The following is a 23,793-nucleotide window of genomic DNA, read 5'->3' as shown; positions in this document are numbered from 1 at the left end:
CGCCCGGAATTCATCTACTGCAGATACAGGTCGTAGATGGGCGCCGGGGAGGCCGAGGGCGCGACATCCGCCTCCCGCATGGCGTAGGAGGCGATCCGGTGGAACAGCGGTGCGGCGCTGTCACCACCCTCCGAACCGTTGACCGGCGCGTCCAACATGATCGCGATCGCGTATCTGGGGTTGTCCGCCGGCACCACACCGGCGAACGTGGCGTTGGTCAACGTCGACGAGTAGGCGTGCGTCACCGGGTCGACCTGCTGGGCGGTCCCGGTCTTCCCGGCCACCTGGTAGCCGATGATGGCGGCCGACGTCCCGGTGCCCTTGTGGTCGTAGTCCCCGGACTGGACCGTGCCGCGCAGCATGTCCAGCAGCGTGGAGGCGGTGGCCGGCTTCATGACCTGCGTCGTCGACCTGATCCTGGACGGTGTGTAGACGCCGTTCTTGGTGGTGCCCGCGATGATCGTCGGCGCGACCATCACGCCCTTGTTGCCGATGGCCTGGTACATGTCGACGAGCTGCAGCAACGTCATGCTCACGCCCTGGCCGATGGGCAGGTTCGCGAAACTGGTGGCCGACCACTGGCTCTGGGCCGGGTAGCTGCCGGCGGACTCGCCCGGCAGTTCGATTCCGGTCTTCTTGCCGAGCCCGTACTTGCCGAGTTCCCGGGCGAACGCGGTCGGACCCACCTTCTGGGCGATCATCAGCGTCCCGACGTTCGAGGACTTGGCCAGGATGCCCGTCGCCGTCATCCTGATCGGGCTGTGCACCCAGGCGTCGTGGATGTTCCGGCCGCCGATCGAGATCTGACCGTCCACCGAGAACTGGGTCTTCGGGTCGATGAGGCCACTTTCCAGAGCGGCCGCGAAGGTGACGACCTTGTTGACCGAACCGGGTTCGAAGGGTGTGGTGACCGCCGGGTTGCCTATCTGTGCGGCGGTCTTGCCGGTGTAGGAACAGGTCATCGCGTAGATCTGGCCGTCACTGATGCCCTTGACGATGGCGCAGCCGCCCTTCGCCTGGGAGGCCTGGACCTGGGCGGTGAGCATCTGCTCCGCGCTGTACTGCAGATCCTGGTCGATGCTCAGCTTGATGCTGGTGCCGTCGACCGCCGGGGTGACATCGGTGGCGGTGTTCGGGATCGCGATGCCGGCGCTGTCGACCTGCACCAGCCTCGACCCGTTCCGGCCGGACAGCAGGGCGTTGAATTTCGACTCGACGCCGGCCTGGCCGAAGGTGGTCTCCGTGAAGCCGTTCCAGCCGGTGCTCCCGACCACCGAGGCCGCCAGCGCACCGTCCGGTTCGCTCCGGATGTCCTGGACCTCGGTGGCCACGGCATTGGCCAGCCTGTTCTGGACCTCCGGATCGGCCTTCTTGTCCACCAGCACCTTGGCGATCTTCGCCATGACCGAGTCGGCCAGCGCGGGCATCACGCTGCGCGCGAGGTAGACGTACTTGTTCTTCGACATCATCCTCGTCATCAGATCGGCCCTGTTGACGGTGGACCCCAGCGCCGCGACCAGGATGTCCGCGACCTTCGACCGCTGGGCGTCGTTCTGGAAGAAGGACGGGTGGGCCGCGATCGCCCGTCCCTCGATGCTGAATGCCAGTGGAGCGCCGTTGCGATCGGTGATCGAGCCCCGCTCGGCGCGCAGGACGTACTTGTGCTGGTTCTGCTGCAGTCCGGTGGCGGCCAGCGCCTTGGCATCGAACGTCTGGATGGTGACCAGTTTGCCCAGCGCGATCGCGAGCAGCGTCACCACGACGATCAATGCGGCCCTGGTGCGCATCTTGACGTTGACCCGCGCGCCGCTGTCCCGTCTGGTGCGGCGTCCTCGCTGGGAGACCGACTTCCGCTGCCGACCGACCGGGGCCGGCTGCGGCCGGGGGCGCGGACGGGCACCGGTTTCGCCACGCGCCGCCGAGGGTCGGTCGCGCTCCCGGGTCGCGGGTGGGGGCCGCTGTCCGCGGCGCAGATCACCGGCATCAGCCGGACGTCCGACGGTCATGGCCGGGCTCCTGTGGTGGTCGTGGTCTGCGGAGACCCGGTCGCCCGGGCCGCGGTGCCGGCCGATGTGGCCTTGGGTGCAGTGGACTTGGGCGCAGTGGTCTTGAGCGCCGTGGTCTTGAGCGCCGTGGTCTTCGGCGCAGTGGTCTTCGGCGCAGTGGTCTTCGGCGCAGTGGTCTTCGGCGCAGTGGCTTTGGGTGCAGTGGCTTTGGGTGCGGCGGCTTTGGGTGCAGTGGCCTTGGGCGTCGTGGCGTCGGGTGCGATGGCCTTCGGGGCCGTGGCCTTCGTCGGGACCGGAACGACGGCCGCCGTCACACTGGTCCGCGCCACCGCCTGGGGGGTGGCCGGCGGCGCAGGCGGCGACGTGGTCGCCACCGCCGCCGACGTCAGAGCGGGCACGGGTGTCGGGTTGCCGATCACGGTGAGCTTGCCGTCGGCGTCGATCCTGATGATTGCGGTGTCGCCCGGCGGGACCAGACCGAGTGCCCTGGCCTCGTCCGCCAGATGTGCGGGGTCCTTCATCGCGGCGATCTCCTTGCTGTCCGCCTCGATCCGGGCCTCCACATCCATCTGCGCCAACCGGCTCTGGCTCGCCCTCAGGCCGGCCGCATCGGAGACGGTGTTCAGGTAGAGGACCCCGACCACACCACCGGCGAGCAGGAGCAGTACGAGAGCGACGAACGGGACGCGGGTCAGCGCGGCGGCGATGGGTGAGCCGGTTCTGGTGAGACGGCTCCCCCGAACCTGCTGCTGCCGACGAATCCGACGGTCGTAGGCTTTGCCGGACGATTTCGTCGAGGCGGTGCGGGCCGCGCCCGGACCGCGTAGAGGCGGGTCGATCCGCTCTGTTTCCTGGGCCGTCATCCGGTCGCCTTTCGTACGCGCTCCGCTGCCCGCAACCGGGCCGAGGCAGCCCGCGGGTTTTCGCTGATCTCGAAGTCGGTCGGAGTCTCCGACCCTCGGGTGAGCCATCTGAACCTGGGTTCGTGGCCGGGCAGGTCCACCGGCAGATCGACCGGAGCAGTCGACCGGGTACCCGGCGCGATCGCATGCTTGACGATCCGGTCCTCCAAGGATTGGAACGACATGACGACGATCCGGCCGCCGACGGCCAGCGCGTCCAGAGCGCCCGGCACCGCAGCGGTCAGGACTCCCAGTTCGTCGTTGACCTCGATGCGCAGCGCCTGGAAGGTGCGCTTGGCCGGGTGCCCTCCCGTCCGTCTGGCCGGTGCCGGGATCTCCGCATAGAGCAGTTCGACGAGGCGGGCGCTGGTCCGGAACGGCTCCTTGGCGCGTTCCCTGACGATCGCGTAGGCGATCTTCTTGGCGAACTTCTCCTCGCCGTAGCGACTGAGCACCCGTGCGAGATCCCCTGGGGTGTAGGTGTTCAGGACTTCCGCGGCGGTGACGCCGGTGGTCGGGTCCATTCGCATGTCCAGTGGTGCGTCCACCGAGTAGGCGAAGCCACGGTCGGCCAGGTCCAACTGCAGGGAGGAGACACCGAGGTCGAACAGAACGCCCTGCACCCCGCCCTTGGCCCGACGCCGGACGGCCTGGGCCACCTTGTCGTTGGTCGCGTGGACCAACTCCACGCGATCCGTGAAACCTGCTGCCGCAATGCGTGTTCCGGCAATCTCCAGGGCGGCCGGGTCGCGATCGATGCCGATCACCCGCAGCGTGGGGTGGGCGGCGAGCAACAGAAGGGTGTGGCCGCCCATGCCCAGGGTGCCGTCCACGAAGACCGGGTTCTCGGTGGTCTCGAAAGCCGGGAGCAGCAGCGAGGTGATCCGCGCCGCGAGGACGGGGAGGTGGATCCGGCCGGCTTCGTCACCGGCGGGGCTGTCTCCGGGGGGACTGTCGCGATCGACCAGATCGGGGGCCATCGAGTAGTCCCCTTCTGCGTCCGGGCAGTTCATCGTTGCGGAAGTGCGATCCATCAATGCGGAGGTGCGGTGCTGCGGTACACGAATGATGCGAGACATCCTGCGGCTCATGCCCTCTGGTCCCCACCCGGCTCGGGCCTGGCACGGGGGAAGTCGTGTCAGGTCTGAATCGGGTGTAGGCCGGGTGGCACGAACTGCGTTGCTCGGGCGGTGCGGTACTGCAACGGCCGTACTGCGCGACCGAATGTCGTTGCTGCCGATCAGGTCTGGATCAGCAGGTCCTTGGCCGGCGAGGCATACCCGGCCTCCTGGGCTGCCTCGTACCTGGCCCATTCCGCGGCGTCCCAGACCTCCATGCGCTTCCCGACCCCGGCGATGACCACATCCTTGGTCAGGCCGGCGTACTCACGCATGCGGGCCGGGATGCTGATCCGGCCCTGCGTGTCCGGCCGTTGGTCGTCGGTGTTGGACAGCATGTAGCGCTGGAAACCGCGAGCTCGTTCGTCCGTCACCGAGGCGTTGATGGCCTCCTCCGCGAAATCCTCGAAGCCCTCCGGCGTGAAGAGGAACAGACAGTGGTCCTGTCCACGCACCAGCATGATTCCGGGAGCAAAGGCCTCTCGGTACCGCGCCGGCAGGGTGACCCGCCCCTTGTCGTCCATCCGGGGCGTGAAGGTGCCGAGAAAGCCGTTGTACGCCACTCGCCACCTCCGTCACCTCCCTCTCGCCCCAACGTCTGCCACATTACCCCACTGACCCCCACTTTCGACCGCAGATTCCCAGAAACTTTCGGCACGCTCGGCGTTATGCCTGATCAGCGTGGTGGAGCAAAGTGGGGCACGACGAGGACCACCCATCCGGGTCGGCCATGGTCCCTCGCCGCTCTGAGCGGTTCCGGAGAGTGACGGGCCTCCGGGGACGACGCTGGAACCCGACCATTCGGACATCAGCAACCGTGGGTGGGGACTGGTGGGGGAACGAGGCTGCACGGTGGCCCGACCCCGGCCTCACAGCAACTTCGGCGGGGCACCACGTACCGTCGGTCCGGCTGGCAGACTGGCAGTCGCACTGTCGGCGGACAGCCCCACCCGTTCGCCCCGGCCATGTTCGCCCGCTCCGGGAGGACTGCACGTCGCCATTCCAGGCGAGACCACGGAGGACCAGCAAAGTGGCACAGCATGTCGACCTCAACGGGTCGGGCTACTCGCCCTCCCCCCCGCCCGCGGCGCGCCTGGAATCGACCGAGGTCGCTGCCATCGGCAGCCGGATCGCCGGCGCGATCTCCCAGGTCGTGCTCGGCAAGCCGGAGGTGGTCAGGCTCGCCGTCATCTGCATGTTGACCGAAGGTCACCTGCTGATCGAGGACGTACCGGGCACCGGGAAGACGAGCCTCGCGAAAGCGCTGGCCAAATCGGTCAGCGCCGCCGTCTCACGCGTGCAGTTCACCCCGGATCTGATGCCCAGCGACGTCACCGGCGTCAGCATCTACGACCGGCAGACCAGCAAGTTCGAATTCCGGCCGGGACCGGTCTTCGCCAACATCATCGTGGCCGACGAGATCAATCGTGCGTCCCCGAAGACCCAGTCCGCGTTGCTCGAGTGCATGGAAGAACGTCAGGTCACCGTCGACGGCACCACCTATGCACTGGCCAGGCCGTTCCTGGTGCTGGCCACGCAGAACCCTGTCGAGATGGAGGGCACCTATCCCCTTCCCGAGGCACAGCGTGACCGTTTCCTTGCCCGGACGTCGATCGGCTATCCGGATGCGGCCACCGAGGTCGCCATGCTGGCCGGTCGCGACCACAGCGATCCGCTCGACTCGCTGGCCGCCGTCACCGATGCCGCGACGGTGGCCGCACTGATCGATGCCGTGGCCACGGTGCACATGGCCCACGAGCTGCGGCAGTACATCGTCGAGATCGTCGGGTCCACCCGTGCGATCCCGGAAGTGCGACTCGGCGGCTCCCCGCGCGCCGTCCTGCACCTGGCCAGGGCGGCCAAGGCCGCCGCGGCGCTCGACGGTCGCGGCTACGTCGTGCCCGACGACATCCAGCGCCTGGCGGCCCCGGTCCTGGCGCACCGCCTGCTGCTCACCGTCGAGGCGCACGCCGCCCACCGGTCCGCAGAGGAGATCATCGGCCTGCTGCTCGGACGCATCCGGGTGCCGCGAGGCGGTCGTGTCTGACCGGTCGGCACGACGCGACCACACCGTCGGCCGCGGTCTGACCACCAGGGGCCGCTGCCTGGTCGCCGGGGGGATCGCCGCGATCATCTGTGCCTTCGTCCTGGACGAGCGGGACCTGCTCAGGGTCGGCGTGATGGCGGTGGCGCTCCCGTTGTTCGCAGTGGCCATCACCGCGCTGCGAAGGATCACCCTCCGCGGGGTGCACCAGGTGGCGCCGGAGCGGCTCCGACCGGGAACGCGGGGCCAGGCGGTGCTGGTGATCACCAACACCGGCCAGACCAGGACACCGTCGATCGAGATCTCCGAACCGGGCGTCGCGGGCCTGACCACCGGGATGCGGTACCTGATCGCACCGATCCGACGCGGTCAGTCGACCCGCATCATCTACCCGATCCACGCCACCGGACGTGGCCGGTTCACCCTCGGCCCCCCGCACATCCGGATCGGCGACCCGTTCGACCTGTGGGAGGACAACCGCACCCTCGACGCACGCACCGAGGTACTGGTGGTCCCCACCGTGGTCGGGTTGACCGGCATGCCGAGCAGCTCCGGAGCCCGTTCGGCTGCCTCCGGGCGGGCAGCGTTGGGCACCATCGGAGGTGACCCGGACATCGGGGTGCGCCAGTACCGCAGCGGCGACGACATCAGAACCATCCACTGGAGGGCATCGGCCCGCCACGACGACCTGATGGTGCGTCTGGAGGAGCCGGTCTCGCACGGCGGGGCGACGATCGTGCTGGACCACCGCGCCGTCGCGCACCGAGGCGACGGAGCGGCCTCCAGCCTCGAGACGGCCGTCGTCCTGGCCGCGTCCATCTCCTTGCACCTGCTCGGCTCCGATCACCAGGTGAAACTGGTGTCGCACCGCGGCACCGTCATCGCCGAGGGCCACGACATCTCCGACGACGTGCTCGCCGGGCTCGCTGTCCTGGAACCGGACACGACCCCGAACCTCCAGCCGATTGCGCTGGGCCGGGCCGGTCTCGTGGTCGCCGTCCTGGGCGAGATGTCCGCCTCGGAGGCGCAGCTGTTCGCGGCCACCCGGCGCCGCGGGGTGAACGCCGTCGCGCTCGTGATGGCGACCCAGGACTGGGAACCAGGACGGAGCGCTGCGGGCTCCGACGCCACCGTCGATGCCCTGCGCGCGGCGGATTGGCGCGTGGTGGTCGTCCGGCCGGGCGACGACCTGGCCGCCGCGTGGCGGCGGGCCTGCCACGCCGGCGACGGATACTCCGCGGCGGACATGCCGGTCGCCCCCACCGGTCGGGCGTTCGAGCGGAACCCCGCATGACGGCCTCGACGTCCGTCAGGCCCACACCGGACCCCGGGTTCCGGCCACCGCCGCCGTCACCGCCGCCACCGCCGTCACCGGAAGCGGGTCGAGACATCCCGACCAGCATCGGCCCGACGTTCCTGGCCGGGGCCGCGGTCCTCACCGGTGCCAGCGCCCTGTCCACACCCATCAGCGGCCACTCCTGGGTCCTGCCGCTGATCGAGGTGGTCGCGGTGATCTGGCTCGTCGGTGTCGGCGGGCGGCTGATCAGGCTGCCGACGGCGGTCACCGCGCTGCTGCAACTGGGCGGCTTCGTCATCGCCCTGACCTCGCTCTTCACCTCCAGCGGGATCGGCGGTGTGCTGCCGAACTCGGCGGCGATCAGCGAGGCGGGCACCCTGCTGTCCGGTGCCTGGACCCAGATCGTGAGCTCTGCGCCACCGGCACCCTCGACGCCGGAACTCAGTTTCCTGATCGCCCTCGCCGTAGGTTCCGCCGCATTCATCGCCGACTTCCTGGTCGCCGAGGCCCGCTCCCCCGCGCTGGTCGCCCTCCCCCTGCTCTGCCTCTACTCCGTACCGGCGTCCATCGCCAGCACGATGCTGCCCTGGTACAGCTTCGCGGTCCCGGCCATCCTCTACGCCATCCTGCTGGCCGTCACCGGGCATCGGGACCGACGGACCGGTGTCCGTGCCGGGCTCGGCCTTGCGGTCAACGGTGGCGCGATCACCGCCCTGGCCACCGTGGTGGCCCTGCTGGTCGCGTCCTCGGCCACCGACATCGGCACGACCGGACGACTTCCGCACACCAGCGGCAGCAACGGCGGATCCATCGGGCTGTCGCCCTTCGCATCGCTGCGCGGGAATCTCAAGGCATCGGATCCGGTTAACGTGCTGACCGCGACCGGTCTGAAGAGTCCCGACTACTTCCGGACCGTTGCGCTGACCACCTGGACGAACAACAAGGGCTGGACGGTCGGCGACCTCAACGCCGACATCCCGAACGTCAACGGCCAGCTCACCAATTCTCCGACCGCGCTGACCCTGTCCACCGTGACGGTGACCCCGAAGGGCTACCAGGACCGCTTCCTCCCGATCCTCACCGGCACCACCGCCGTCAACGGACTGACGGACTCCTGGAACTTCGATGCCACCCTGGACACGGTGTTCCGCACGGACAAGGTCAAACCGGCCGCCTACTCGATCTCCGTCGACCAGTCCAAACCTTCCGCCGCCACCCTGGAAGCCGACAGCGTCGTCTCCGGAGGCGACCTCACCGCCACCGGCTCGCTGGCCGCGACCGTACGGTCCACGGCGCTCTCGGTGACCTCCGGCGCGACGGGAGCCTTCGACAAGGCACTCGCCCTGCAGCAATGGTTCACCAACTCCGCCAACGGCTTCGTCTACTCCCTCGAGGTACCGTCCGGCACCAGCGGCGACGCCCTCGTCGACTTCCTCGACAACAAGCAGGGCTACTGCGAGCAGTACGCGTCGGCGATGGCGATCATGCTGCGTTCGCTCAACATCCCGGCCAGGGTGGTCATCGGCTTCACCCAGGGGGTGAAGCAGGCCGACGGCAGCTACCTGATCACCAGTCACGACGCCCACGCCTGGGTGGAGGTCAAGTTCCAGGACAACGGCTGGGTGCGTTTCGACCCCACCCCGCCGGTCGGCGGACAGGGCGGCGACCAGGGCTTCCAGCAGCCCGCCCCGGCCGCCCCGACCCAGTCGTCGACCACCACGGTGCCGAACACCACGGCGACCACCGCCAACAAGCTGGACACCACCACCAGAGCGACGAGGTCGTCCGCGGTCGCCACCCAGGTGGACGTCGCAGCCGTCGGCGGCGGTAACGCCGCCTCCGGCTGGGTCCGGTGGGTGCTGATCGTCGTCCTGGCCCTGGCGGTGCTGTTCGGACTCCTGATGCTGCCGACCGCTCTGCGCGCACGTCGGCGGAGTCGGCGCATCGGGCTGGCCAGGGCCGGTGGCCCCGGCGCGGCGGCCGCAGCGTGGGCCGAGATCGAGGACACCGCCATCGACCACGGCATCGTCCCGCACTCCTCGGAATCGGCCAGGGTGGCCGCGAACCGGCTGGCCCGGCGCGCGCACCTGGACGAGGACGCGCGGCTGCGGCTCCGCTCCGTCGTGGTCGCCGCCGAACGTGAGTGGTACGGCGTCGGAGCAGGCCCGGACGCGTCCCCGGTCGGATCCCCCCCGGGTGGCTCGGACGGCTCCTCAGCTGGATCGGCTGACGCGCCGACCCCGCTCGGCACCACCGTGACGCTGAGCCGCCCCCAGGATGCGCCGAGCGGCGCAGACCTGGCGGCCGGCGTGACGAGCATGGTCCGTGGGTTGCACGAGCACATCCCGGTCAGGCTGACGGACCGGATCGTCCCGCGATCGATGCGTCGGTCCGGCGTCTAGGTCTGGTACCGACTCGTAGCACCTGGTGCCGACTCGTAGCACCGTCAACGGTGCTACCAGCAGCTCGCGGGTGCTACCAGCAGCTCCGTTCGCACCCGGAGCCAACCCGTAGCACCTGGTGCCGACTCGTAGCACCGTCAACGGTGCTACCAGCAGCTCCGGTCGCACCTGGTGCCGACTCGTCGCACGTGGAGCCGACTCGTCGCACCCGGAGCCAACCCGTAGCACCTGGTGCCGACTCGTAGCACCGTCAACGGTGCTACCAGCAGCTCGCCGGTGCTACCAGCAGCTCGCCGGTGCTACGACCTCGCCGCCAATGCTGCCCCTCTCGGCGGCTCAGCGGCTCGGCGACTCCGGGCTTTGCGGCGGGGCACAACCCAGAAGACCTGCCCGGCAGCCATGGGCTGCCGAACGGGTCCTTCATGAAGATGTCCTACCGGTCGGCGCACAAGGGCCCGAACCGGCGGTGGTTCAGCCCTGTTCGTCGAACCGGCGGCGGAAGCGTTCTTCCATCCGCTCGGACAGCGATCCGTTGGCGCCGGGTGCACTGGCCTGTGGCTTGCCGGCTGCTCTGGCCCCGGGCTGGCCGAAGACGAACAGACCGACCGAGCCGACCATCACCAGGAAGCCCAGCACACTGACGATCACCCCGAGCGTCAGGACGCTCTGGGTCGAGATCACCCCGACAACCAATAGCACGAGGCCCACCAGGAAAGCGGCGCCGGCCACGATCGGTCGACGACGGCGGATACGACTGACGTTCACACTCGTCGCGAACTTCGGGTCGTCCTGGTACAGAGCGCGTTCGATCTCGTCGAGCATGCGCTGCTCGTGCTCGGAGAGCGGCATGAGTCCTCCTCCGGCACCCGACCAGCAGTGGTCGGTCCTGTCGATAAGTGATAGGCGTGGAAACGGACGTCGAACAACGTCCTTCCCCCTAGGATACGAGCACTCGGCGAGTACTTCTAGCGACCGGCGGAATCTGGTACCGAATCGGACTCCTTTGTGGACTTCGGACGGGTTCCGGAGCCCGTTTGTCCCTCGAACGGGGGTGCGGGGCGGTCGAATAGTGATGCGCGACGCACCGCTGCCGACCCGAATCGGGCGGTCACACGGTCCAGAGCACCTTCGGCCTCACGCCAACCGGGCCCATCCTGCTCGGCTCCGAGTTGCATCTGCTCGCTCACCTGGTCGGCCCGCACCAATCCCTCGAGCCTGATCCCGACCAGACGGACCCGCGCACCGGGCGCCAGTTTGTCCAGCAGGGCTGACGCGGTGGTGTGGATGACGCCGGACAGATCGGTCGGGGTCGGCAGCGTCAGCGAGCGGGTGACGGTCGAGAAATCCTCGTAGCGCAGCTTGAGGGACACGGTCCGGCCGCACAGCCCGGCCTCTCGCGCCCGACGCGCGGTCCGCTCGGCCAGGCCGAGCAGTTCGCGGCCGAGGAACCGACGGTCCGCGGTATCTGAGGCGAAGGTCGTCTCCGCCCCGATGGACTTGTCAGTCGATCCGGTCTCCACCGACCGCGCGTCAAGGCCGTTAGCGAGCTCGTGGAGCTTGCTGCCGGTGGCCCGGCCCAGATGTCGGATCAGCGCGGTCTTCTCGACCGCGGCGATCTCGCCGACGGTGGAGAGGCCGAGCGCTTCCAGGGTCTGCGCGGTCTTGGGTCCGACACCCCACAACGCCCGTACCGGCAGCGGATGCAACAGGGCGATGACGTCCTGCGGTGGTACCAGCAGCAGGCCGTCCGGCTTGGCCAGACCGGACGCCAGCTTGGCCACGAACTTGGTGGCGGCCCCACCGACCGTCGCCGTCAGGCCCAGCTCGTCGCTGAGCCGCGCCCGCAGGTCCGCGGCAATCTTCCCCGGCCGACCCGCCAGTCGGCGGGCGCCGGAGATGTCCAGGAACGCCTCGTCGACGGAAAGGGGTTCCACCAACGGCGTGACATCGCCGAAGACCGACATCACCGAGCGGGAAGCCTCGCGATAGGCCGCCTGATCCGGTTCGACGACGATGATGCCCGGGCACAGAGCCTTTGCCCGTCCGGTCGGCATGGCCGAGCGCACACCGCTCCGGCGGGCCTCGTAGGTGGCCGACAGCACGACCCCGCGCCCGCTGTCCCCGGCCACCATCATCGGGCGGCCGCGGAGCTCCGGTCGGCGACGCAACTCCACCGAGGCGAAGAACGCGTCCATGTCGACGTGCAGGATCGTGCAGAGCCGGTCGTCGATCGACTCGAGATCGTCGGTGACGTAACGACGACCGTCGGCGCTCTGGCCCACCGGGACTAGCCGCCCGCGGGAAACGCGACGGCGTGCAGATCGGCCGCGATCTCCCGCAACTCGTCGTGCGCGGAGAGCGCCTCCTCCAGCCCGGCCAGCCGCGGCTCGTGGAGCTGGTTGGACGGCCGGACGCCCCCCGGGATGAGACCGGAGACGATGCCGATGCCGGCCATCGACTCCACCGCGAGACCGCCTCGCGCCAGGAGGGTCCGGAGACTCGCGACGTCGAACCTCCGCCGCAGTGGGTCCAGCGGACCGAACCGGCCATCCGGATCGGCCAGGATCGCCGCGGCATCGCCGAACCGGCCGGCAACCGCCTGCGAGAGCACTGCGGCGAACCGCCCGGCGACCAGGATGGACGCCCGTCCGTCCGGCTTGAGGGCTCCCGCGATTCCGGCGACGGCGGCCGCCGGGTCCTCGACGGTCTCCAGCAGGTGATGGCACAGCACCAGATCTGCCTGGCCGGCGGGCACGGCTCGCGAGAGCGCGACAGCGTCCCCCTGGATCGCGGTGATGCGATCGGCGACGCCGGCATCCACCGCCCGCCGCCGCAGGATGGCCAGTGCGTCGATCGACGAGTCGACGACCAGGACCGTGCAGCCCATCCGCGCCAACGGCACCGCCCGCGTCCCACTGCCGCCGCCCACGTCGATCACCACCCCCGACGGCACCCGCCCGGCCAGCGCGACCAGGGCATGTTCCACCGGATCAGGCGTGGCCGTGCGCGATACCGCGTTCATCTTCAGCTCCTGACGGATCGATCCGGTCGACGGCGATGGCGTGACGGGGGTATGCGGGCAGCGTATCGGGGTCGGTCGTCGACGAGGGTGAGGCGGCTGCCGGCCGCAGTGACGACCTGCAGGCCGAGGTCCACACCTGCAGGCCGAGGTCCACACCGCCAGGGCCGTCCGCGCCGCCAGGGCCGCCAGGGCCGTCCGCACCGCCAGGGCCGCCAGGGCCGTCCGCACCGCCAGGGCCGTCCGCACCGCCAGAGCCGTCCGCACCGCCAGGGCCGTCAGGGCCGTCAGGGCCGTGGACGATGCCCTGTCGCGTCACGGGGTGCCTGTACGGTGTGTCGATGTTGGTGGCCAGCGTGCTGAGTCTGAAGGGCGGGGTCGGCAAGACCACCGTCACCCTCGGTCTGGTGTCGGCGGCGATCCAGGCCGGTGTCAGCACCCTGCTGGTCGACCTCGATCCACAGATGAACGCGACCACCACCGTCGAGATCGACGACACCGGCACGACCCTCGCGGACGTCCTGTCCAACCCCCGGCGCACGGTGGTCAACGATGCGATCCGCATCTCCCCGTGGAGCGACCTGCTCCGCGTACTGCCCGGGAGCGAGGCGGCGGAGGCCCACAACAATCCCGACCCGACGGTCAAACAGCTCGCCAGACTGACCACCGCCCTGTCGAAGGTGGACCCCGCACCGGATCTCATCCTGATCGACTGCCCACCCTCCCTCGGCCAGCTGACCCGCAGTGCCCTCGTCGCAGCCGACCGCGCCGTCTTGGTCACCGAGCCGTCCCTGTACGCGGTGACGGGCGTGCAGCGAGCATTGGAAGCGGTGCAGAAGGAGCGGTTGACCCACCGGCACCTGCAGCCACTCGGAGTGATCGTCAATCGCGTGCGTCCCCGGATGACGGAGCACGACTACCGGCTGGCGGAACTCCGCGACCTGTTCGGCCCACTCGTCCTGAACCCGGTGCTGCCGGATCGGGCTGCGATCCAGCAGGCCCAGGGTGCGGCCGTGCCGATCCACCAGTGGCCGACCCCGGGCGCCAAGGAAATCGCTGCCATGTTCGACGCGCTCCTGGACCGCCTGCTGCGATCGGCCCGGAACAGGACGAGGGCCTGACCGCCGGTAGGTTGTGGCCCGTCAGAGCGCGGCTTCGACCAGGTCCAGAAATGCAGCGCACTGGCGGACCATGTCGTCGGCCTCTCGGGGGTTGATGAACCGGGCGATCCCGGCCTCGGCGGCCTGCCGCTTCGCCGAGCCCGCTGCGAAGAAGGCCGCCCACTCGGAGAACTCGGGAGCGAGCTTGGCCAACAGCTCCCAGGCGCTCGCCTGCCGGGAGCGACCCGGTCTCGCCTTCGTCGCCAGCACGGCCGCAGCACCGCGGAGCGCCGCCAGATGGGCCGATGCGTAGCGATCGGTGGGCTGGTCGGCTCTGATCGCCCGGCCGAGGCCGCGCCCGGCGTCGGCCAGCAGATCCCGGGCGGCCTGCGGCACCGGGCGGGCCGGAGCCGCCAGCGGTAGCCGGCCCTGACCGGCGGATCCGGCGCCGGCCTGGCCACCCGTACGAACTGCGGGGCGCTGGTTCACCGACCGTCGAACAGAAGACTGCCCTGCCAAGGGCCGCACACCGGTGCTGACTGCCATCTCCACTCACCTGTCCTCGTGATCGAATTGATCCAGTCGAACGTATCGAACGACTGTTCGATACCAACTGTATCCCCGACCACCGACAGTCCGCCAGATCCATTTCCGAAAGGCCGCGCCGGACCCGGGCCCGGGGACACCGGCCGACCCCGTTCGTGGTGGGATGACAAACATGACTGTCCCGACTTCTCGGTGCCGTCGCGGATGACCTCCAACTCCTCGACGCAGGGTGCACTGGCACCGGAGCCGTTGACGCTGCGGAATCTGGACCCGGCGGCCTTCGTCTCCCGGCTGCCGGAGCTGATCGCGGTCTACGTCGCCGCCATGCGCTATCCCGACGGAATCGCCGCGGCCAGGTCCGCGCTCTGGCAGGAGCACAGCAGCCGCAAGGGCTTCGCCTGCACCGTCGCGGTCGACCAGCAGCAACGCATTCGCGGCCTGACGTACGGGTACACCGGGCATCCGGGTCAGTGGTGGTACTCCGAGGTCCAACGCGGCCTGCGCCGGCCCGACTCACCCTGGCTGGTGGACTATCTCGAGCTCACCGAGCTGCACGTCCGGCCGGACAGCCAGGGCGCGGGCGTCGGCCAGCTGCTGCTGACGGCGCTCCTCACCGGTCGCCCCGAACGCGCCGTGCTGCTGTCCACCCCGGAGGGGACCAACCGGGCGTGGCGGCTGTACCGGCGGATGGGTTTCGTCGACGTCCTGCGGGACTACCGGTTCACCGGTGATCCCCGCCCGTTCGGTGTGCTCGGCCGGACCCTTCCCCTCGGGCCACCTCCACCGCCCCACGACTGAGTCCCCCGGCACCGCCGCCCTCCACACGGATCGGCGGCGGTCAGAGGCGCGCCAGCTCCCGGGCCAGCGATGCCAGTCCCATCCCGCCCAGGTTCAGCGCTGCGGTGTGAAACGCCTTCGCGTCGAAAGACTCTCCGTGTCGCGCCCTGGCTGCGTCCCTGCCCTGGAGCCAGACCCGCTCGCCGACCTTGTAGGCCGGGGCCTGGCCAGGCCAGCCGAGATAGCGGTCGATCTCGTCCCTGCACATACCCGCCTCGGACTGGGTGCGCGAGAGCAGGAATTCCAGTCCGAGCTCCGGGGTCCAGGTCCGGCCCTCGTGAAAACCGGTGCCGGCCGGGATGGCCAGCTCCAGGTGCATGCCGATGTCCAGCACCACCCTGGCCGCCCGGAACAGCTGCGAGTCGAGCATGCCGAGCAGGTCACCGTCGCTCCGGAGGTATCCCACCTCGCGGACCAGTCGCTCGGCGTACAGCGCCCAGCCCTCGGCGTGACCGGACGTGCCGGCCATCAGACGCTGGAAGTCGTTCAGGGTGTCCCGGCGGAGTACGGCCGTCGCCAGTTGCAGGTGATGCCCCGGCACCCCTTCGTGGTACACGGTGGTGGTCTCGCGCCAAGTACTGAACTCCTGCGTGTCCGCCTCCACGGACCACCACATCCGGCCCGGCCGGCTGAAGTCGTCGCTCGGCGAGACGTAGTACGCCCCCACACCGCCGCCCGGCGGTGCCACCCGGCACTCCAGGGCACGGAGTGCCGGCGGGATCTCGAAGTGCGAGCGACCCAGGTCCTCCAGGGCGCGGTCGGACAGGTCCTGCATCCAGGCCGTCAACCCGTCCTGACCGTGCACGGTGTATGACGGATCGGCATCGAGCACCGAGGCGGCCCCTCGAACCCCCTGTCCGGGCGCGATCCGGTCGGCCACCTCGCGCATCTCCTGCTCGATGGCCAGTACCTGCTCCCAGCCCCAGGCGTAGGTCTGCTCGAGATCCACGGTGTCCCCCAGGAACTCCCGGGAGGCCAGGACGTAGCGCTCGCGGCCGACCGCGTCCTTCTCCGGAGCGTGCGCGAGCAGTTCGTCGGTCAGGAACCGGCCCAGCTCCGCATAGGCCGCGTCGGCCAGCGCGGCGGCCGCGTCGAGCTCCTCAACCAAGTCGCCACCGGTCTGGAGACCGGTGACCGTCGAGCTGAAGAAGGTGGAGTAGGAGACGCACTGCCGGGCACACCTGCGGACCTGGCGGGCGGCCGCCACCTGTCCTTTCGACGCCCCCGACCGCAGGCTCTCCCGGTAGCCGACCAGTGCCGCCGGGACGGCTCGCATGCGGGCGGCGAACACGACCAGTCGCCCGGGCGTGTCGCGCGGGGTCATGTCGAAGATCATCCGGACCAGTTGCAGCGGAGATGCGATGACGTTCAGTTCCGCGTGGTCCCAGCCGGATTCGTACCGTTCGCGGTCCAGTTCCAGCCGTTCCAGTAGGACGGCCCTGGCGATGTCGTCGCGCCGGCCGGTGGATCCTGCTGCCCGGAGCTCCGTCAGCGTGCTGAGGACCAGGGCGTTGATCCTCGCCAGCCCGTCCGGCGACAGGTCGTCCAGACGGTCGTCATGGCCCGGCACACCCAGCATGGTGGCCGTCATCGGGCTGGCCGCCGCCAGCGCTGCGACGAAGCGGTCGGAGATTTGGTTGATCGCAGTGCCCGCCGGGGCCGGCGATCGGCTGGGTGATTCAATCCTGACGTTCATGACCGGGCAGCATAGGCGACGTCCGAAGTTCCCCGCCTCCGTCCTGCCGCAGCGGACCCGGGCGTGCGCGGCGGTCAGCGACCTCCGGGGTTCTCGTTGCGCTGCACCTTGCGCCTGGCCAGTGCCGAGACGATGCGGTTGACCAGTCTCATGATTGCGCCCACGACGACTCCTTCGGTTGGAACGGCTTCGGGCGAAACGCTCACGCCCGGTAGGTCCCACAGTGCCACGCTCTGGCCGACAGTGTGTTCGCCGAGCCCGTAGTGCGGTGCCGGTTCCGCCGCAGCATGGCCGGACTCACCTGGCGCCCGGCAGGTGAAGCCCTGCGGTCACCGTTCTGGCTGCCGAATCCAGCTCGGCGAACGCGCCACGGATGGCGTCGAGGGAGCTGTTGACCTCGGCCACCGGATCGGGGCCGTGCTCCGGTACCGAACCCGAAATCAGCTCCGGGGTCGCGGCCAGTTCCAGCAGCTTCGCGTAGAGCTCGCCCACACCATCGACCGCGGACGAGAGGTCGCCGAGGAGATCCTGCCGGCGGGCGGCCATGCGCCCGAGGGATCCACTGACCTTGTGGGCGGTCGTCATCTTCCGCGCGACCTGACCGGCCTCCGCGATCGCGACGTCCAGGACGTCGATCGAACCCGCCACTCCGACGGCCACCGTCCGGGCCGACCGGGCCGCCTCCAATGCATCGAGGGCCTGCCCGGCCAGGACCGGGGGCAGCGACCGGTGGTCGAGGGCGGTCAGATCCGCGAGGTAGGCGTCCAACGTGCCGACCAGACGGAACTGCACGGTGTGCGGCACCAGCGAAGGTCCCCGCGATCCGTCCGGTTCGTGGTGACCGGAGCTCACCGCACCGACCACCGCAGCGACGGCGAGCATTCCCGCGCCGACCGCGCCGATACCGCCGACGGGCAGGGCCAACGCCCAGGCCGCCCCGGCCCCGACGACCGCCGCCAGCAGACTCCACGGATCACGGAGGGCCTGTGCCGCACGGCGCATCCGCGACTCGGGCATGTCGGTGGCTCCTGTCGCTGCGGGGGCGGGTTCCAGGGCTCGGGAGCGACTCGTCGCCTCGGCGACGGGTCAGAAGTTGGACAACACGTCGCCGAAGACCTTGGTGATGCTCTCCGGCCTCCGCGCATCGTAGGCCGCAGCACGTGAGGCCTGGGAGATCTTCTTCAGGACGTCCAGGTCTGCGTCGGCGCCGTAGGCGATCGAGAAGACCCGCACACCGTTCTCGGTCGCGCTGCTTCCCAGGTCAGCGACCAATGAGTCGAGGTTGTCGTCGGTGTACTCGTTCTTGCCGTCGGTCAGCACGACGACGGCGTTGATCAGATCAGGGGCCGCGCTGCCGTTCATGTACTTGGTCGCGAGTCGGATTGCGGCATACAACGGTGTGCCGTTCTGGGGTTGCAGACCCTGCAGGGCGCTGGCGAGTTCCTTGCGGTCCTTGGCCAGCGGCTGGATCGGTACATCCTCGCTGTAGATCGTCGCGGGCGTCGCCATTGCGGTCGTGAACGTCCAGAGGCCCACCTGGTCGGTGTCCGACAGCTGGCCGAGGGCGGCGGCGGCGGCCTGTTTGGCCAGATCCAGCTTGCTCTGGCCGCTGGAGCCGGCATCTTCCTGCATCGAGCCCGAGACATCCAGCAGCATCAGCACCCTGGCACGTTTGCGCAGTTCGCTCCACAAGGCACGGACCCCGGTCAGCACGGCCGAACCAGGTGGGTTCAGCGCCACCTTCACCCCGGCCGCGAGGACGGAACTGCTCGCCGTGATCGGCGCCCCCGCCTGGTGGTCGAAGGTGCGGAAGTTGGCGTCCGTGAAGATCTTCTGCTGCTCCGGTGCCAGCAGGTAGGTGAGGAAGTCGTTGGCACCGGCCTGCTTCAGCGGGGTGGACCACGGTGCGTCGAGCACGACGTAGGGGCTGTCGCTGTAAAGCGTGCCCTCCTTCGGGTAGACCGCCACCAGGGGGACCTTGGGGGGCGCATGTCTGCCGAGCGTCGCCGGATCACCGCTGGGGTTGCCCGCGTCGTAATCCAAGACCGACTTCTCCTCCACGGCGACCGCGGACAGATAGTTCAGCGCAGCGCCGGCGTCGTCGGCCCGCTGCAGGTTGGACAGGTAGGTCAGGGTGGTGTCCCCGTAGTGCACCACCGAGTGCTCGACCGCCTGGACGTAGTTGCGGACCTTGGGGTCCTTCAGGTCGGCGGTGGTCAGGTCCGAGGACTTGCCGGTGGCCGCCACCAGTGCTCCGATGGTGGCCGCCAAGCCGGAGGTGGAGACGTTCGGGTTGGTCTTCCCGAGACTGAAGGCGCCCCACTCGCGGTGACCCTTCGAGGCCCAGCCGTCCTTGGCCTGCACCAGTCCGAGGACGTCCGACCAGCCCAGCGACGCGGTCGGCCACCCGAGGGCCTGCGCCATCGGCTTCGGCATGGCCAGGACCAGGGGCGTGGAGGTCACCGATGTGGATTCGGCGGGCACGATGCCCGGCCGGTCCTTGGCGGTGAGATCGCTGCGCAGCAGGGTGACCCACGTCGACGCGGCCGGCGTCCACACGTCCGGAGCAGGTCCGTCCGACGCCTCGTTCCATCCGGCGGCCAGGTTCGCCTCACCGGTCCCGGAGGCCAAGGACCTCACCACGATGTCGTAGCAGGCACCGGCGACCTTGCGGCCGGAGGCCGCGTACGAGGTCGCGATCGACGCCATCAGCGCGGCCTTCTCGCTCGACGCGCCGACATTCACCGCCGTGCAGCCCGGGCGGGTCGGCGCAGCAGTGGAGGACGACGAGCCGGCACCAGCCGGCGGCGTCGCCGAGGGACTGCTGTCGCGGGTGCTGAAATACCGGATGCCGGCGATCAGTACCACCCCGGCGACGGCCGCGGCGATGAACGGTGCCTTGCTCCTGCCTGCCAACTGTGACGCTCCTGTCCCCCGGCGCTCGCAGCGAGCGCCTGTCGGGAACATACCAACGGCGCTCGGTCTGCTGGAGCCGTGCCGACGGATTCGGTCCTGGCACGACGACACCCCCACCGAACGACGACCTCGAGGCCTTGCCGGCGCCTCCGACCGGGGGAGGGGGGGACGCCGCGAGCCCGGCCCCGGGACCGGGCTCGCGGAGGCATCGGATCAGCTGCAGCCGGAGGTCGAGCCGCAGCCCTCGCACACGTAGCAGGCTCCCGACGGGCGCATCTTCGTGCCGCAGGTGAAGCAGAGCGGGGCATCGGCGGACTTGCCGATGACCATTTCCAGCAGCTCGGTGGAGGAACCGGCCCGGCGTCCGGCCAGATCGGCTGGCTTCCCGCTCTCGACGGCGGGCCGCACCACAGGGGTGGCGTCGACCGAGGACCGCATCTCCTCGACGACGTCGGCCGTCCCGGCCGCGTCGACCAGGTCGTAGGACGCGTAGGCACTGGAGACCTGGGCGGTGCGCTCCTCGGCGGAGAAGATGCCCAGCTCGGCACGCGCGTCGACCGGCAGGTAGTCGAGGGCGATCCGGCGGAACAGGTAGTCCATCACCGAGGTGGCGATGCGGACATCGGGATCGTCGGTCATACCGGCCGGCTCGAAGCGCAGGTTGGTGAACTTCGCGACGTAGGACTCCAACGGGATGCCGTATTGGAGTCCCACCGACACCGCGATGGAGAAGGCGTCCATCACGCCGGCCAGGGTGGAGCCCTGCTTGCCGAGCTTGATGAAGACTTCGCCGAGGCCGTCGTCGGGGTACGAACCGGTGGTCAGGTAGCCCTCGGCCCCGCCGACGGTGAACGAGACCGTCTGCGAGGGACGCTTCTTCGGCAGGCGCCGACGCACCGGGACGTGCGAGGCAGGTGCTGCCGAAGCGGATTCGGCCGCCTTGGCTGCGTTGTCCGCCGAATCCTTGTTCTTGCTCGAGGCGGACAGCGGCTGCCCGACCTTGCAGTTGTCGCGGTAGATGGCGAGGGCCTTGAGGCCCATCTTCCAGCCCTGCAGGTAGATCTCGGCGACGTCGTCGACGGTGGCGTCCTCGGGCATGTTGACCGTCTTGGAGATGGCGCCGGAGATGAACGGCTGCACCGCCGCCATCATCCGGACGTGGCCCATCGGCGCGATGAACTGCTCGCCCATGGCGCAGTCGAAGACCGAGTAGTGGACGTTCTTCAGACCGGGCGCGCCCATCACGTGTCCGTGCTGGGCGATGAACTCGACGATGGCCTCGACCTGCTCGGCCTGGTAACCGAGCGAGGCCAGGGCACGCGGGACCGTCTGGTTGACGATCTGCATGGACCCCCCACCGACCAGCTTCTTGAACTTGACCAGCGCGAGATCCGGTTCGATGCCGGTGGTGTCGCAGTCCATCATCAGGCCGATGGTGCCGGTCGGGGCCAGCACCGTGGCCTGCGCGTTGCGGTAGCCGTTCTTCTCGCCGGTGGTGATGGTCTCGGCCCACACCGAGGTGGCCAGTTTCAACGTGGTCGCGTCGTTCCCGCCGTAGGTGCGGATCTGGTCGTTGGCCGCGGCGTGCTTGCGGATGACGCGCTTGTGCGCATCGGCGTTGCGCGCGTAGCCGTCGTACTGACCCACGATCCCGGCGAGCTCGGCACTGCGCTTGTAGGCGGTGCCGTTCATCAGCGACGTGATGGCGGCGGCCAGCGAACGGCCACCTTCGGAGTCGTAGGCGTGACCGGTGGCCATCAGGAGGGCGCCGAGGTTGGCGTAACCGAGACCCAGCTGCCGGAAAGCCCTGGTGGTCTCGGCGATCGGCTCGGTCGGGAAGTCGGCGAAGCAGATCGAGATGTCCATGGCGGTGATGACGAATTCGACGGCCTTGGCGAACTTCGCGGCATCGAACACCCCGTCGTCGGACAGGAATTTCATCAGGTTGAGCGAGGCCAGGTTGCACGAGGAGTTGTCCAGGTGCATGTACTCCGAGCACGGATTGGACGCATTGATACGGCCGGACTCGGGCGAGGTGTGCCAGTCGTTGATGATGTCGTCGTACTGGATCCCCGGGTCCGCGCAGGCCCACGCGGCGGTGTTGACCTTGGTGAACAGCTCGCGTGCGTCGATGGTCTCGATGACCTCGCCGGTGGAGCGGGCCCGCAGGCCGAACTCCGAGCCGGACTCGACGGCACGCATGAATTCGTCGGACACCCGGACCGAGTTGTTGGCGTTCTGGTACTGCACGGAGACGATGTCCTCGCCGCCGAGATCCATGTCGAACCCGGCATCGCGGAGGGCGCGGATCTTGCGCTCCTCCTTCACCTTGGTGTCGACGAACTCGACGATGTCCGGGTGGTCGATGTCCAGCACCACCATCTTCGCCGCACGGCGGGTCGCCCCACCGGACTTGATGGTGCCAGCCGAGGCATCGGCCCCGCGCATGAAGGAAACCGGACCCGAAGCGGTACCACCGGAGGACAGCAGTTCCTTGGACGAACGGATGCGGGACAGGTTGAGGCCGGCGCCCGAGCCACCCTTGAAGATCAGGCCCTCTTCGCGGTACCAGTTCAGGATGGCGTCCATGGTGTCGTCGACGGCCAGGATGAAGCAGGCCGACACCTGTTGCGGCGACGAGGTTCCGACGTTGAACCACACCGGGGAGTTGAACGCGAAGACTTGATGCAGCAGCATCCAGGTGAGCTCGTGGGAGAAGATCTCCTCGTCCGCGCCGGTGGCGAAGTAGCCGTTCTGCCGCCCCGAGTTGGTGTAGGCGGTGACGACCCGGTCGATGATCTGCTTCAGGCTGACCTCCCGCTGCGGAGTACCGACCGCACCGCGGAAATACTTGCTGGTGACGATGTTGGTGGCGTTGATCGACCACGTCGACGGGAACTCGACGCCGCGCTGCTCGAAGTTGATGGTGCCGTCACGCCAGTTGGTCAGCACGACGTCGCGACGCTCCCAGATCACCTCGTCGTAGGGATGCACTCTGGCGGTGGTGTACAGACGCTCCACCCGGAGTCCCGGCGAGCCGTCGGGCTTGGTCCGCCTGATCTTGGCCGAGGCGGCTGCGGAGCCTGCCGTCGAACCGTTGGTGGCGGATCCGGTTGAACTACCGAGGGTCTCGGTCATGGAGCGTCCCCTTCTCTGTACGGGCCTGTGGTGGTGTGGAGCGGCGGTGTGTGGAGCGGCGGTGTGTCGAGCGGCGGTGTGTCGAGCGGCGGTATCTGGTGCGGCGGTGGTGCTGCGCTGTCAAGCGTTGGAGTGGAGTGAATACGGAGCCCGTGTTGGTGCGGCTGCTCTGCTTCGCGCGATCAACCTTCGGTCGGATGACTGCGCGGCGATCACCGGTGATCGGCTGGATGTGGACCGGATCGCCGGTCAGTCGCTCGGGACCGTCTTGAGCCGCTCGATCTCGGCGGCGAAGTCGGCTGCCGATTCGAATGACCGGTAGACGGAGGCGAACCGCAGGTAGGCCACCTCGTCGAGCTGCATCAGCGGACCGAGGATGGCGAGGCCGACCTCCTGGCTGGGCACCTCGGCTGCACCGGTGGCCCTGATGGCCTCCTCGACCTGCTGGGCGAGCAGAGCCAGCGCATCTTCGTCGACCGGCCTCCCCTGGCAGGCACGGCGAACGCCGAGCACGACCTTCGCGCGGCTGAACGGCTCGGTGACACCGCTCCGCTTGACGACCGCGAGGACGGCTTCCTCGACCGTGGTGAAGCGCCGGGAACACTCCGGGCACGATCGGCGCCGCCGGATGGCCTGGCCGTCCTCGACTTCTCGGGAATCGATCACCCTGGAATCTGGATGACGACAGAACGGGCACCGCATGACGGCCTCACCTCCTCCTGGACAACACGCTCACAACGACCCGAATTACCCTGCCGACCGATGACTTCGC

Annotated in this window: 18 protein-coding genes; 5 read left to right on the top strand and 13 right to left on the bottom strand. The window is 69.2% G+C overall.

Annotated features, from left to right (window positions below; all coding sequences use genetic code 11):
• Positions 1-14: 14 nt before the first annotated feature.
• The 4 genes from H7F38_RS12745 to mraZ all read right to left on the bottom strand — a co-directional run bounded on the left by H7F38_RS12745 (position 15) and on the right by mraZ (position 4,589).
• Positions 15-2,006 carry a penicillin-binding protein 2 gene (locus H7F38_RS12745; RefSeq protein WP_187094366.1) on the bottom strand — a complete coding sequence of 664 codons (1,992 nt, stop codon included), beginning with the start codon at positions 2,004-2,006 and terminating at the stop codon, positions 15-17.
• Complete coding sequence (locus H7F38_RS12740) at positions 2,003-2,869, bottom strand: hypothetical protein (RefSeq protein ID WP_187094365.1); 867 nt, start codon at positions 2,867-2,869, stop codon at positions 2,003-2,005. The genes H7F38_RS12745 and H7F38_RS12740 overlap by 4 nt, the downstream gene beginning before the upstream one ends.
• A complete protein-coding gene (rsmH, locus tag H7F38_RS12735; RefSeq protein ID WP_370531369.1) occupies positions 2,866-3,876 on the bottom strand; it encodes a 16S rRNA (cytosine(1402)-N(4))-methyltransferase RsmH in 1,011 nt (336 codons plus the stop codon). The genes H7F38_RS12740 and rsmH overlap by 4 nt, the downstream gene beginning before the upstream one ends.
• Positions 3,877-4,148: 272 nt before the next feature.
• Positions 4,149-4,589 carry a division/cell wall cluster transcriptional repressor MraZ gene (gene mraZ, locus H7F38_RS12730; protein WP_255498373.1) on the bottom strand — a complete coding sequence of 147 codons (441 nt, stop codon included), beginning with the start codon at positions 4,587-4,589 and terminating at the stop codon, positions 4,149-4,151.
• A gap of 467 nt (positions 4,590-5,056) precedes the next feature.
• On the opposite strand from mraZ, the gene H7F38_RS12725 reads away from it, so the two are divergent.
• The 3 genes from H7F38_RS12725 to H7F38_RS12715 are packed head-to-tail and all read left to right on the top strand — an operon-like array spanning position 5,057 to position 9,769.
• Positions 5,057-6,073 carry a MoxR family ATPase gene (locus H7F38_RS12725; protein ID WP_187094364.1) on the top strand — a complete coding sequence of 339 codons (1,017 nt, stop codon included), beginning with the start codon at positions 5,057-5,059 and terminating at the stop codon, positions 6,071-6,073.
• Positions 6,066-7,364, top strand: coding sequence for a DUF58 domain-containing protein (locus H7F38_RS12720; RefSeq protein WP_187094363.1), 1,299 nt, complete (start codon positions 6,066-6,068; stop codon positions 7,362-7,364). The genes H7F38_RS12725 and H7F38_RS12720 overlap by 8 nt, the downstream gene beginning before the upstream one ends.
• On the top strand, positions 7,361-9,769 hold the full coding sequence (locus H7F38_RS12715) for a DUF3488 and transglutaminase-like domain-containing protein (RefSeq protein ID WP_187094362.1): 2,409 nt from the start codon (positions 7,361-7,363) through the stop codon (positions 9,767-9,769). The genes H7F38_RS12720 and H7F38_RS12715 overlap by 4 nt, the downstream gene beginning before the upstream one ends.
• A gap of 471 nt (positions 9,770-10,240) precedes the next feature.
• On the opposite strand, the gene H7F38_RS12710 is transcribed toward H7F38_RS12715, so the two are convergent.
• From H7F38_RS12710 to H7F38_RS12700, 3 genes are all read right to left on the bottom strand, one after another.
• Complete coding sequence (locus H7F38_RS12710) at positions 10,241-10,618, bottom strand: DUF3040 domain-containing protein (RefSeq protein ID WP_187094361.1); 378 nt, start codon at positions 10,616-10,618, stop codon at positions 10,241-10,243.
• Between the two features lie 116 nt (positions 10,619-10,734).
• Positions 10,735-11,964 carry a DNA polymerase IV gene (gene dinB / locus H7F38_RS12705; RefSeq protein WP_187094672.1) on the bottom strand — a complete coding sequence of 410 codons (1,230 nt, stop codon included), beginning with the start codon at positions 11,962-11,964 and terminating at the stop codon, positions 10,735-10,737.
• Positions 11,965-12,056: 92 nt separating this feature from the next.
• Positions 12,057-12,791 carry a bifunctional 2-polyprenyl-6-hydroxyphenol methylase/3-demethylubiquinol 3-O-methyltransferase UbiG gene (locus H7F38_RS12700; protein WP_187094360.1) on the bottom strand — a complete coding sequence of 245 codons (735 nt, stop codon included), beginning with the start codon at positions 12,789-12,791 and terminating at the stop codon, positions 12,057-12,059.
• A 338-nt stretch (positions 12,792-13,129) separates the two neighbouring features.
• Between H7F38_RS12700 and H7F38_RS12695 the strand changes: the two genes are divergently transcribed.
• Positions 13,130-13,909, top strand: coding sequence for a ParA family protein (locus tag H7F38_RS12695; RefSeq protein ID WP_187094359.1), 780 nt, complete (start codon positions 13,130-13,132; stop codon positions 13,907-13,909).
• 21 nt (positions 13,910-13,930) lie between these two features.
• Here the strand turns inward: H7F38_RS12695 and H7F38_RS12690 are convergent, their stop codons facing one another.
• Positions 13,931-14,377: an SAV_6107 family HEPN domain-containing protein gene (locus tag H7F38_RS12690; RefSeq protein ID WP_255498372.1), complete on the bottom strand. Its 447-nt coding sequence runs from the start codon at positions 14,375-14,377 to the stop codon at positions 13,931-13,933.
• A 261-nt stretch (positions 14,378-14,638) separates the two neighbouring features.
• On the opposite strand from H7F38_RS12690, the gene H7F38_RS12685 reads away from it, so the two are divergent.
• Positions 14,639-15,232 carry a GNAT family N-acetyltransferase gene (locus H7F38_RS12685; protein ID WP_187094357.1) on the top strand — a complete coding sequence of 198 codons (594 nt, stop codon included), beginning with the start codon at positions 14,639-14,641 and terminating at the stop codon, positions 15,230-15,232.
• 40 nt (positions 15,233-15,272) lie between these two features.
• On the opposite strand, the gene H7F38_RS12680 is transcribed toward H7F38_RS12685, so the two are convergent.
• From H7F38_RS12680 to nrdR, 5 genes are all read right to left on the bottom strand, one after another.
• On the bottom strand, positions 15,273-16,967 hold the full coding sequence (locus H7F38_RS12680) for a DUF885 domain-containing protein (RefSeq protein ID WP_187094356.1): 1,695 nt from the start codon (positions 16,965-16,967) through the stop codon (positions 15,273-15,275).
• A 297-nt stretch (positions 16,968-17,264) separates the two neighbouring features.
• Positions 17,265-17,984 carry a hypothetical protein gene (locus tag H7F38_RS12675; RefSeq protein WP_187094355.1) on the bottom strand — a complete coding sequence of 240 codons (720 nt, stop codon included), beginning with the start codon at positions 17,982-17,984 and terminating at the stop codon, positions 17,265-17,267.
• 69 nt (positions 17,985-18,053) lie between these two features.
• Positions 18,054-19,883: a substrate-binding and VWA domain-containing protein gene (locus H7F38_RS12670; protein WP_255498370.1), complete on the bottom strand. Its 1,830-nt coding sequence runs from the start codon at positions 19,881-19,883 to the stop codon at positions 18,054-18,056.
• Positions 19,884-20,096: 213 nt separating this feature from the next.
• Entirely contained in the window at positions 20,097-23,021 is a 2,925-nt protein-coding gene (locus H7F38_RS12665; RefSeq protein WP_187094353.1) for a vitamin B12-dependent ribonucleotide reductase, read from the bottom strand.
• Positions 23,022-23,270: 249 nt separating this feature from the next.
• Entirely contained in the window at positions 23,271-23,723 is a 453-nt protein-coding gene (gene nrdR / locus H7F38_RS12660) for a transcriptional regulator NrdR (RefSeq protein WP_187094352.1), read from the bottom strand.
• Positions 23,724-23,793: the final 70 nt, after the last annotated feature.

Source organism: Nakamurella sp. PAMC28650, from assembly GCF_014303395.1.
GTDB lineage: Bacteria > Actinomycetota > Actinomycetes > Mycobacteriales > Nakamurellaceae > Nakamurella.
The sequence above is the reverse complement of the archived record's forward strand: the minus strand, read 5'-3'. Positions and strand labels throughout refer to the sequence as shown.